This window comes from Ensifer sp. 38_S197 (assembly GCF_056924495.1).
Genome location: NZ_JBXOVZ010000001.1, coordinates 2,082,278 through 2,093,713, shown reverse-complemented (window position 1 = coordinate 2,093,713; position 11,436 = coordinate 2,082,278). Strand labels below are relative to the sequence as shown.

Annotated in this window: 9 protein-coding genes; 5 read left to right on the top strand and 4 right to left on the bottom strand. The window is 63.5% G+C overall.

The features are described from left to right. Nucleotides 1–98 precede the first annotated feature (98 nt). On the bottom strand, nucleotides 99–1,025 hold the full coding sequence (locus AC1Z3V_RS09675) for an AraC family transcriptional regulator (RefSeq protein ID WP_483498503.1): 927 nt from the start codon (nucleotides 1,023–1,025) through the stop codon (nucleotides 99–101). 107 nt (nucleotides 1,026–1,132) lie between these two features. Here AC1Z3V_RS09675 and AC1Z3V_RS09670 point away from each other — a divergent pair, with 107 nt between their 5' ends. Then, nucleotides 1,133–2,335, top strand: a complete 1,203-nt coding sequence (locus AC1Z3V_RS09670; RefSeq protein WP_483498502.1) for an MFS transporter — start codon at nucleotides 1,133–1,135, stop codon at nucleotides 2,333–2,335. A 188-nt stretch (nucleotides 2,336–2,523) separates the two neighbouring features. Here AC1Z3V_RS09670 and AC1Z3V_RS09665 read toward each other — a convergent pair whose 3' ends face one another. After that, nucleotides 2,524–3,558: a DUF930 domain-containing protein gene (locus AC1Z3V_RS09665; RefSeq protein ID WP_483498501.1), complete on the bottom strand. Its 1,035-nt coding sequence runs from the start codon at nucleotides 3,556–3,558 to the stop codon at nucleotides 2,524–2,526. Nucleotides 3,559–3,919: 361 nt separating this feature from the next. Here AC1Z3V_RS09665 and AC1Z3V_RS09660 point away from each other — a divergent pair, with 361 nt between their 5' ends. From AC1Z3V_RS09660 to AC1Z3V_RS09645, 4 genes are all read left to right on the top strand, one after another. Beyond that, nucleotides 3,920–4,963 carry an amino acid ABC transporter substrate-binding protein gene (locus AC1Z3V_RS09660; RefSeq protein WP_429818222.1) on the top strand — a complete coding sequence of 348 codons (1,044 nt, stop codon included), beginning with the start codon at nucleotides 3,920–3,922 and terminating at the stop codon, nucleotides 4,961–4,963. A 14-nt stretch (nucleotides 4,964–4,977) separates the two neighbouring features. Further along, on the top strand, nucleotides 4,978–6,168 hold the full coding sequence (locus tag AC1Z3V_RS09655; RefSeq protein WP_483498500.1) for an amino acid ABC transporter permease: 1,191 nt from the start codon (nucleotides 4,978–4,980) through the stop codon (nucleotides 6,166–6,168). After that, a complete protein-coding gene (locus AC1Z3V_RS09650) occupies nucleotides 6,165–7,238 on the top strand; it encodes an amino acid ABC transporter permease (RefSeq protein ID WP_483498499.1) in 1,074 nt (357 codons plus the stop codon). The genes AC1Z3V_RS09655 and AC1Z3V_RS09650 overlap by 4 nt, the downstream gene beginning before the upstream one ends. Before the next feature lie 80 nt (nucleotides 7,239–7,318). Beyond that, the gene (locus AC1Z3V_RS09645) at nucleotides 7,319–8,527 is read left to right on the top strand and encodes a TIGR03862 family flavoprotein (protein ID WP_483498498.1); all 1,209 of its coding nucleotides are present in this window, start codon (nucleotides 7,319–7,321) and stop codon (nucleotides 8,525–8,527) included. A 57-nt stretch (nucleotides 8,528–8,584) separates the two neighbouring features. On the opposite strand, the gene AC1Z3V_RS09640 is transcribed toward AC1Z3V_RS09645, so the two are convergent. Together AC1Z3V_RS09640 and AC1Z3V_RS09635 are read right to left on the bottom strand one after the other, a co-directional pair. Continuing rightward, the gene (locus tag AC1Z3V_RS09640; protein WP_483498497.1) at nucleotides 8,585–10,399 is read right to left on the bottom strand and encodes an ABC transporter ATP-binding protein; all 1,815 of its coding nucleotides are present in this window, start codon (nucleotides 10,397–10,399) and stop codon (nucleotides 8,585–8,587) included. A 397-nt stretch (nucleotides 10,400–10,796) separates the two neighbouring features. Then, nucleotides 10,797–11,435: an NrsF family protein gene (locus AC1Z3V_RS09635; protein WP_483498496.1), complete on the bottom strand. Its 639-nt coding sequence runs from the start codon at nucleotides 11,433–11,435 to the stop codon at nucleotides 10,797–10,799. Nucleotide 11,436: the final 1 nt, after the last annotated feature.

Here is an 11,436-nt window from a genome sequence, read left to right as displayed (position 1 = left end):
GCCGGCGGATGCATCGATAGTCCGGGATCATGGCGCAAGGGCCGATCGCGCCGTCACGTTCCGAGACCTCGGCGCGCGGCGCAGCTCACGAAGCTGGCCTACTCCATCGCCGAGGCGAAGCTTCGCGAATGGCTTGGCGGCGCACCCATGATCTTGCGGAAGGCACGGCTGAACGAGGCCTCGGAATCATAGCCGAGGCGGTTCGCCACATGGGCGACGCGTTTTCCTTCGCGCAGCCATTGATGCGCCTGATGCATGCGCATGCGTGCCACATAGCGGGCCGGCGTCTCGCCGACTGTATCGGAGAAGCGCTGGGCAAAGCCTGAGCGCGACGCGCCCATGAGTTTGGCGAGCTCGGGCACCGTCCAGTCCTTCGTGGGATCGAGATGAATGGCGGCGAGAACGCGGCCGACCTCCGGATGGCGGACGGCCGCAAGCCAGCCCGTCGCTGTACCGCATCCATGCTCCACCCAGGCGCGGATGATCGTCGCAGTCAGTACATCGGCAAGCCGCGCCAGGATACCGCCCGAGCCGACGCGCTGCATCGCCGCTTCGCGCGTCATGGTATCAAGCAGCGACGGGATCGACGGCTCGCTGGATGCGAGATCGCTGGTGCGCATGACCGAGGGCATCAGTTGCAGCAAGGGGTGCAGGCGATCGACGTTGAACTGCATCACCGCGAAGAACAAAAGGTTCTGGCTGTCCGAATTGGGGCATTGCACGTCGACGATGCCGTCGCAGAGCTGCCGCTTCGGCAGATCGCGGATCGAAATCGTCGGCAGGCCGGGTTCGCTGGCAAGCACATGCGCATCGCCGCGCGGCAAGAGCACGGCATCCCCCGGCGTAAGCTCCATCCAGTCGCCGTCCGGCGTCTGAAGATGAGCGGAACCGGACGCCAGAAAATGAAATCGCGCCGGTTCCTGCGCGGGATAGGAGGTTGCCCATGGCGCACAGGGCTGACAACGCCCATATTCCACTCCGTCGAGCCTCAGGCCGCGCAGGATGTCAGTGAGCGCATCGGTCATTGGACACTCCAACTTTGGACAAACGGCATAGTGTTTTGGATTTTCTAGCATAGAAACTCCAAACCGCCATGCATATTTTCATCCCAACTGCAATGGAGATGAAAATCATGGATGGCATCGTCGCAAGCCCTGCGGGCGAGGCGGATGAACGCAAGAAGCCGCTATGGGCGGCCGTCGTTTCGCTTTCGCTTGGGGTTTTTGGCCTGGTAACGGCGGAATTTCTGCCGGCAAGCCTTCTCACGCCCATGTCCGCCGATCTCGGCGTAACCGTCGGTGCGGCCGGCCAATCGGTAACTACGACTGCCGTCGTTGCGGCCATCGCCGGTCCGGCGATCGTCGTCTACACCGGGCGCTTAGACCGGCGGAATGTCCTTCTCACACTGACCGCGTTACTGGTCATATCGAGCCTGATCGCCGGCTTTGCCTCGAGCCTGCCGATGCTGCTTGCTGCACGGTTCCTGCTCGGCATCGCGCTTGGCGGCTTCTGGGCCCTGTCGCTGGCACTCGCCATGCGGCTCGTTCCGGGCAGGCTGATGCCGCGGGCGATGGCGATCATCATGTCGGGCGTGTCAATCGCGACGGTCTGCGCCGCCCCCGTCGGCGCCTGGATCGGTGCGACGCTCGGCTGGCGCTACGCCTTCCTGCTCGCCGCCGTCGTAGGCATCATCACTTTCGCTGTCCAGGCGCTGACGGTTCCGCGGCTTCCGCCGGTCGGGTCAACCGGCCTGAATACGATCCTCAACGTGCTGAAGCGCCCGGCGATCCGGCTCGGCCTCGCAACGATCCTGCTCGTCGTCACGGGTCACTTTGCCGGCTTCACCTATGTTCGCCCGTTCCTGGAGCAGGTGCCGCAGTTCGGCGTCGAGGCGATTGCCGCAATCCTGCTCGCCTTTGGCATTGGCGGCTTCTTCGGCAACATTGCCGGCGGCTTCCTTGCCGAGCGCAGCACGCGCCTGTCGATGATGTCGGCTGCAGCCGGTGTCGCCGTCACGACCCTGACGCTGGCGATTGCCGGCGCGCTGCCGGCCGTTGCCATCCTAGCCACCGCCGCCTGGGGCTTCGCCTTCGGCGCGCTGCCCGTCAGCGTCCAGTCGTTCTTGAGCCGCGCCGCCGGTGACGAAGCCGAAGGTGCAGGTGCTGCAACGCTCACGACCTTCCAGATTGCCATTTCCACCGGCGCAATCCTCGGCGGCCTTCTCGTTGAATTGCAGGGGCCAGCTGGTGTCTTCCTCTTCGCCGCGGTCGCTGCGATGCTCGGCACATCACTGGTCTCCGTCTACCGCGAGCGGGCGCTGCAAGCCGCGGAGTGACGCTATGCGCCACGGTTTGGTGCGAGAGTGGCAACTCGCACCCGTGCCTGCCGGGCTCAAGGGCCCGGCAGGCGAAACGCCTTACAGCGTAGCCGCCGTCCATGCCGAATGAACCGACCGGCTTTCAGTTATGGGTCGCCAGATGGCGTTCGCGCAATGCAGGTGTGCCGTGCTTGGGGCTTGAAGGCTCAGTTCACCGGCAGGCGCCGTTCTTGCCAGCTCGTCCTCGGCACGATGCCGCCGATGGCGATGCTGAAGGAAGTCACCTCCGTCGCGTCGTCGTTGACAACGCATTTGAAGTCGACGTCATACCAGTTCGACTTGCTGCGGTAGGCGCCGCCACTGGCATTAAAACGGTTCTTTGAAATGAAGCCCCCCCTCGGACCGAAGGGGACGAGACCCTCCGGCGGGGTATTCGGTCTCTGATTACGGATCTGCTCCAGCGCCTCTGTGTTGCAGATCTGGCGGATGCGCGTCTTCACCGGAAGATTGATGAGTGCCTGCTTCACCCGCGGATCGGCGATCGACTTCGCCGAATAGAGTTCTTTTGCTTCGGTCAACTTGCTTGGGATCGGCTTGAGGTCGACCTTTGCAGCCCTATCTGCCGGCTTCGTCTTCGGCTTTTCTTCCGGCTGCTTTTCCGCTTGCTGCCTGGCCTCGGCTGCCTTCATATCCTTCGCCTCAGCCACCGTCGCCGGCGGCTTTTCGTCCGATTTTTCCGTGGCAGTCTCCGATGATTTCGCCGGCACAGCCAGCGTCGGCAACGGCTTTTGCTGCTTTACCGGTGCATCTTCCTTCTTGGGCGGAACCTTTGCCGGTTCGTCAGCGGCCTTCGCCGGTTCGGTCGCAGCCTTTGCCTGCTCCGACGCGTCGGGCTTCTTCCCAGCCGTTTGCGCGGCCGGCGGAAGCTCGGCCTCCTTGTTGTCCTGCTTGGTCTTGGCCATAGCGGACGCGAAGGACTGCGGCAGTTGTTGCGGCGGCTTCGGCTGCGGCTTTGTTTGGGGCTGCGGTTTTGGTTGTAGCTTCGGCTTGGGCTGCGGCTTCGGCTGCTCGGCCTTCTTCTCCTCGCCCTTCTTTTGCTCAGCCTTCTTCTGTTCGGCCTTCTTCTCTTCCTTTGCCTGGGGAGGAGGAACGAGTTCGACGTTGACGGTCTGCTCCTTCGGAGGCTTCGGCAGTTCGAGTGGCAGGTCGAACCAGAGCAAAAAGGCAACGATGAGATGCAAGGCGACCGACGTCGGCGCGCCCCATCCTACCCGGTCCCACCAATTTTTCGCAAAGAGCCGCATCGCCGACGAAGTAAACTATTCGACCGGCGGAACCTAGGAACTTCCGCCGATCTCAACAAGAGGCGCAAATCCTGGGCCTGGCAACCCGGATGCGCAGCTCTTGGCCGGTCGGCCCGACCTCCCGCTTGTCAAAAACGTTCCCGGCAAAAACGGGACGGCGAAATCTGTTTCGGACCGCACGCCAATTTTGCACAAAAATACCTATTACATAATTTCTATAGATTTAATTATCTCAGGACGCAGCGGGCGCTTCCGCCCTGCATGCGCAGCGACATTCCTTTCTGGCTTGGGGGCCTCTATGCAGCGACATTTCACTCACCGAAAACTTTTCACCAAAGCCTTTGCCGCAACGGCAGCGCTGGCGGCTGGCCTGATCGCCACGTCAGCGCTTGCCGGCGAAACGCTCGACAAGATCAAGGCACGCGGCGTGATCAAGGTTGGCGTCGGCACCACGCCGGGTTTCTTCTCGCCCGATAGCAGTGGCCGCTGGCAGGGCTTCTTTGTCGATTTCGGCCGCGCCATCGCCATCACCGTCTTCAACGACGCCGAGAAGGTCGAATTCACCAACTCCTCGCCGCAGCAGCGGCTGCCGGCATTGCAGTCCGGCGAATTCGATATCCTGCTTTCCGGCGTCACCCAGACAGTGAGCCGCGCCTTCAAGCTCGGCTTCCACTTCGGCCCCGTCGTCTTCTACGACGGACAAGGCCTGCTGGTGCGCAAGGACCTCGGCGTCACCAAGGGCGAGGAACTGGACGGCGCGACGATCGGTGTCCAGAGCGGCACGACCGGTGAGCTCAACATCGCCGACTTCTTCCGCAAGACTGGCAAGGCCTTCACGCCCGTCACGATCGAGGAAACCGGGGAATTCCTGAAGGCGCTCGATTCCGGTCGTGTCGATGCTCTGACCCAAGATGCGACCGACCTTGCCGCCAAGCGCACTCAGCTTTCCAAGCCCGACGATTACGTGCTTCTGCCGGAGCGCCTGTCAAAGGAGCCCCTGGCACCGGCGATCCGCGCCGGTGATGACCAGTGGCTCGAAATCGTCAACTGGACCGTCTATGCCACGATCCAGGCGGAAGAATTCGGCATCACCAAGGAAAACGTCGACACGTTCCTGAAGAGCGAAGATCCGGCAATCAAGCGCTTCCTCGGCGTCGACCCGTCTCTCGGCGAAGCCATCGGCCTAGACCCGAAATTCGCCTATAACATCGTCAAGACGGTCGGCAACTACGGCGAGATCTTCGAGCGCAATGTCGGCAAGGGCACGGCCCTCAACTTCGAGCGAGGCTACAACCAACCCTGGACCGCGGGCGGCCTGCTCTATTCGCCGCCGTTCCGTTGAGCCGGGTCTTTCCCATGACACGCTTCCTCCAACCGGGCCCTTCGGGGACCGGACTCGCCTCCCGCCTGCGCTCCTGGGTCGGGCCCCTGCCGCTGCAGCAAGGCGTGCTCTTCATCGGCGTGCTCCTGCTCTTCGCGGTTTTGGGGCAGAACGCAGCCGACAGCATGCACCGCATGGGACTTACGCCGGGCTTCGCCTTCCTCTCCCATCAGGCGAACTTCGAGATCGGTGAAAGCGTGCTTTCCTATTCCGCCGGCGACAGTTATGCCCGGGCGCTTGCGGCCGGCATCGCCAACACGGTCAAGGTCGCCGTCGTCGGCTGCCTGCTTGCAACCGTGCTCGGCGTCGCGCTCGGCATCGCGCGGCTCTCGGGCAATTTGCTGCTTGCCAGCTTCGTCCATGGCTACGTCGAGCTTTTGCGCAATACCCCGCTGTTGCTGCAACTCTTCCTGTGGAGCGCGATCATTCACGTGTTGCCGCCGCCGCGCGGCGCCTACACCTTCTTGGGCAGCGTCTATCTCAGCAATCGCGGCATTTACCTACCCTCGCTCTCGATCGAGGGGGTACCGACCATGGTCTGGCTTTCGACGGTCGTACTTGCTCTCCTCGCCGCGATCCTCCTCTGCCGTCGCCTGTTTGCAGGCTCAGCCTTCTATCTTCCGAAATCTGCCGGTGCCGCACTCGCCGCCCTCGCCCTCTGCTACCTCGCGCTCACCTCCCTTGGCTTCGCGGCCGCTGTCGAAATCCCCGCCAAGGGCGGTTTCAACATTCGCGGCGGCCTGTCGCTGACGCCGGAATTCGCTGCGCTGCTCGTCGGCCTCGTCGTCAATGCCTCGGCGTCGATTTCGGAGATCGTGCGCAGCGGCATCCAGTCGGTGAAATCGGGCCAATGGGAGGCAGCCCGGGCGCTCGGGTTGAAACCGGCGCAGATCCTGCGTCTTGTCGTGCTGCCGCAGGCGCTTCGGGTCATCACGCCGCTGATGATCTCCAGCTTCCTGGATCTCACGAAGAATTCGAGCCTCGCGGTCGCAATCGGTTACCCCGACCTCGTCAGCGTCGCCAATACAACGGCCAACACGACCGGCCAGGCACTGGAAGCGATCATCATCATCGGCTCCGTCTACCTGACCATCAGCCTGTCGGTATCGGCGGTCATGAACCTCTACAATCGGCGCGTGGTTCTGCGCGGAGAAGGAAAGCGATGAGCCAGATCGAACTTGCGCCCCCCGTCGCGCCCGATTGGCACCGCTGGCGCCAGGGGCTTTTCAACGGCTGGGGGAATGGCCTCGTCACGCTTGGAACACTTGCGGCAATCCTCTGGCTGTTGCTTCCCTTCCTGCGGTGGGCGGTCATCGACGCGGTCTGGACCGGTACGTCGGCCGATTGTGCTGAGGAAACGGCCGGCGCCTGCTGGGCCTTTGTCGGCGCAAAGCTGCGATTCATGCTGTTCGCCTTCTTCCCGCCGCCCCTGCAATGGCGCCCGGCGCTGGTCGTGGTGCTGATCCTGACGCTTCTCGCGGTCTCCGCCCTTCCCCGCTTCTGGAGCTTCCGGCTCGTGCCCCTGTGGTTGGCCGTGCTCGTCGGTAGTTGGGCGTTGATGGCGGGGACGGCCGGCATGGAACCGGTCTCGACCAATCACTGGGGCGGGCTGCCGATCACGCTCACCGTCTCGATCGCCGGCCTCGCCTTTGCCTTCCCGATCGCGCTCCTGCTGGCGCTTGCCCGCCAGTCCGACATGGGCATCCTGCGGTGCCTGGCGATTGCCTTCATCGAAGTGCTGCGCGGCGTGCCGATGATCGCCGTTCTCTACGTCGCCATGCTGATCGTGCCGATGGCACTGCCGAGCGGCGCCGCCATCGACAAGCTGCTCCGCGCGCAGATCGGCGTTACCCTGTTCTTTTCCGCCTATCTCGCCGAAGTCATTCGCGCGGGTCTCCAGGTCGTTCCCGTCGGTCAGCGGGAGGCGGCCCTGTCGCTCGGCCTCGGCAGGATCCAGATGCTGCGGCTGATCGTGCTGCCGCAGGCGCTTCGCGCCGTCATTCCGGCTATCGTCAACCTGTCGATCGGCATCGTGCTCAACACCTCGCTGCTTGCGGTCATCGGCATCTACGATCTGCTAAACGCCGCCAAGACCTCGGCGACCGACCCTGGCTGGCTCGGCTTTTACGGCGAGGCCTACATCTTCGCCGCGGCGGTCTATTTCGTCATCTGCTTCACCGGTTCGCGCTACAGCCTGTGGCTCGAGAAGAAGCTCAATGGCGCCAATCGCCACTGAGTGCATGTCAGGCGGGGTTGCGCGACCGCCGTCGCCGGGCCAAGAGTGCACGGGAGTGGAATCGATGACCGGGCAGGTGCATGGGGAAGACGCAGATCGCCGTTATCGGCGGTGGGCCAAGCGGGCTGATAGCCGCCGAGGAGCTGGCTGAACGCGGCCACAGCGTCACGGTCTACGACGCCATGCCGACGGTCGCGCGGAAGTTCCTGCTTGCCGGCAAGTCGGGCCTCAACATCACCCATTCCGAACCCTATGCGGTCTTTGCCGAGCGCTTCGGCAACGCGTCGCCGCGGCTGCGCGCGGCCCTAGACGCGTTCACACCCGAAGATGTCAGACAATGGGCCGCCGCTCTCGGAACGAAAACCTTCGTCGGCTCGTCGGGCCGTGTCTTCCCGGAGGTCATGAAGGCGTCGCCGCTGCTGCGCGCCTGGCTCAAATCGCTGGAAGGCCGTGGAGTCCGGATCCTGACCCGGCACCGCTGGACAGGCTTTGAGGGCAACGAACTCGCCTTCGATACACCCGATGGCAAGAAGCTTGTCAGCGCCGATGCGACTGTGCTCGCGCTCGGCGGCGCCAGCTATCCACGCCTCGGATCTGATGCCGTCTGGCTTGCCTGGCTGGAAGAAAGGGGTATTGCCATCGCTCCCTTCCAGCCCGCCAATTGCGGCTTCGATGTCGACTGGAGCGAAACCTTCCGCGATTGCTTCGCCGGCGCAGCACTCAAGGGTGTCACCGCGACATCTGAAGCGGGCACCGTGCCGGGCGAATTCGTCGTCAGCAAGAGCGGCATCGAAGGCAGCTTGGTCTACGCCCATGCAGCCCCGCTCAGAGACCGCCTTGCGGGCGGGGAACGGGCCGATCTGTTGGTCGATCTCGCCCCCGGACGAACCGCCGAGCGACTGGCGAAGGATCTCGGCCGCTTTGACAGCAAAACCAGCTTCGTCAACCGCCTGCGCAAGGGGGCCGGGCTCGAAGGTACGAAAGCCGCGCTGCTGCGCGAACTTGCGCCCAAAGCCGCGCGGATGAGCCCATCGGATCTCGTTGCCTTGATCAAGGCGCTGCCGATCCCGCTGCGATGCCCGCGGCCGATCGCCGAAGCCATCTCTTCGGCAGGTGGAGTCAAGTGGGATTCGATTGACGATGGCTACATGCTGAAGGCCTTGCCCGGCATCTTTGTCGCTGGCGAGATGATCGACTGGGAAGCACCGACCGGCGGCTATCTGCTGACAGCCTGTTTTGCCACCGGGCGTGCGGCTGCACGCGGCATCGATCGTTGGCTTGCTGAGTAGATATGAAATTCGCCGCGCCCATATCAGGCGCGGCGAATAGTTTCGCAGATAGGATCCCTACTGATCGTTCAGCACCAGTCCTTTGGTCAGTTCCAGCGCCTGGCGCTCGAAGAGACCGCGGTAGATGCCGCCATCGAGACGGATCAGCGCGTCGTGCGTGCCCTCCTCCGCGATCCGGCCGTGATCGAAGACCAGCAGCCGATCGAGCGCCCGCACGGTCGACAGGCGATGTGCGATCACCAGCGTCGTGCGCCCGAGCATCAGCCGTTCCATCGCCTGCTGGATCAGCACTTCCGATTCCGAATCGAGACTCGACGTTGCCTCGTCGAGAATCAGGATCGGTGCATCCGCCAGGAACGCGCGCGCAATGGCGATGCGCTGGCGCTCGCCGCCCGAGAGCTTCACGCCGCGCTCGCCCACCAGCGTGCCGTAGCCTTTCGGCAGGGCCGTGATGAAGTCGTGCGCACTTGCGAGCTTCGCCGCCTTCTCGATCTCGCTCTGCGTGGCGCTCGGCCGCGCATAGGCGATATTTTCCGCAAGCGAGCGATGGAACAGGATCGGCTCCTGCTGGACGATCGCGATCTGCTGGCGCAGCGACGTCTGCGCCACGGAGGCGATGTCCTGGCCGTCGATCCGGATCTGCCCGGACTTCAGATCGTGCAGACGCTGGATCAGCTTGACGAAGGTCGTCTTGCCCGAGCCGGAATGCCCGACGAGACCGACACGCTCGCCCTCGCGAATCGTCACCGAGAACCGGTCGTAGAGCGGCTTGCGGTGCGCACCGTAATGGAACGTGACGTCCTTGAACTCGATGCGACCGTCGGTGATCCGGATCGGCTTGGCATCGGCCCTGTCCTCGATACCGAGCGGCTGGCCATGGATGTCGACGAGCTCCTCCATGTCGTTGATCGAGCGCTGCAGGTTGCGGATATGCTGCCCGACTTCACGCAGGTAACCCTGCAGGATGAAGAACGAGGTGAGCACGAAGGTGATGTCACCCGCCGTTGCCTGCCCGCGCGCCCACAAAAGCAAGGCGAAGCCGATCACGGCCGCGCGCAGGACGAGCAGCATAGCCCCCTGTGTCGTGCCATTGGTCGTGCCTCTAATCCACGTGCGGCGCGTGCGGTCCCGCCATTTGGAAAGCACCTTGGCAAGCCGTGCATCCTCCCGGCTTTCGGCGCCGAAGCCCTTGACCACGATGTTGCAGCTCACCGCGTCGGCGAGCGCTCCGCCGAGCTTCGTGTCCCATCGGTTGGCGAGGCTCGCCATCGGCGCGACATAGCCGAGCGAAAGTACGATCGTCATCAGGATGAAGACGATCGAGCCGATGCCGATGATGACACCCATCATCGGCCAGTAGAACGACATCAGCACCGTCGAACCGACCAGCATCACGACGGACGGGAACAGAGCGACCAGCAATGTGTCGTTCAGAAGGTCGAGCGCCCACATGCCGCGGGTCACCTTGCGCACCGTGGAGCCGGCGAAGCTGTTGGCGTGCCAGTCTGTCGAGAAGCGCTGGATGCGGTAGAACGCCGCCGAGGCGATGTCTGCCATCATCTTGAGCGTCAGATCCGTGACGCCCAGGAAGGTGAGGTGACGCAACAGGATCGCGCCGAGCGAGAGCGCCATCAGCATCCAGAATGCCGCGATCGCTGCATTCCAGGCAAGTTGATCGGTTGCCGCGCCGGAAACGACGGCATCGACGAGCCGGCCCGAATAGAGCGGCGTCAGGACATCGGCGAGCGTCGACAGGAGGACCATGCCGAGGATGATGCTGATCCTGAACGGCTGCGCCTTCCAATGAGACCAAGTGAAACCAAGAACGCTGCGGAACGCACCGCCGCGCAAGGCGAAACGAGTAAAAGCCATAATATTTGCCCGATGCGCGACGCATCGGCCTCAAAAAGATTCAGAATGAACTATGCCGTGAAAAGGAACCCAGCTTCCGATGCGGCATCATTGGCTTGGCGATATTCTCTGGAAGAGAACGGCCAAGGTCAGCGAAACGAACTCTGACCCGGAAAAGACGGAAAGGCGAAGGCGCCCTTCTGCGTCCAGCTCAGAACTGTACGCCGCCCCGTAGGGAGAAAGAAAAAGCTGGCATCTTTTGAAACCTCCCTGATTGGTTGCCGGAAGAGGAGCTATAAGCGAATCGCGTGCAACCGCCAAGTGCAGAAATCTTGCCATGGCGCCAATCGTCACGGCTGCGGCCCGGATGCAACAGTCGCAGAAACAGCCGACGGTGTGCCTTCTGCCCACAACCCTTCTACCAGCGGACGAGCCAGCGGGCGCCGAGGGTCCCGAGCAGTGCGAGGCCAAGGACCGCAATCGTGTACCAGGTCGCGACGAAGAGCGGTGAATCATCGGGGCAGTGCGCCGCATAAAACGTGGCGGCGATGCCGCCGGCCGCAAGCCCCGCCAACGCACCGGATAGCGCCGGACGCGATGGAGCGCCGTAGCGCAGCGCCAGCAGAAAGAGCCCCAGCGGCGCCAACCCGATCAGCGGAATGAAGGTCAGGCAAAGCAGGCTGTTGGTGCCGATAAGTCTCGTCGCCCAGGCGTCGCGCGGCACCGCGAAAAGCTCGAGCACGACGCCACCGACCACCAGCGCCGGCGCAATTGCGAGATAGGGCAGCAGCTTGCGCAAATCGGCTTCGGGCCAGGCCGCGACACGCATGGCGCCGAAGGCGGCGGCCGCCAGCGCGATGGTCACGACGAACTTGAACAGGAAGCGCACCGTTTCCGCGACGATGGCGATATCCGGCCGCGGTCCAAGAAGGGCCGAGAACTCGAGCCCGGCGAGAACCAGCGCGCCGGCACAGGTGGCGAACCAGACGGCATTCATCGACAATCCGGGCCGCCTTGTATCCGCGGCAAGAGCCTTGATCAGGTCGTTCGTGTCCATG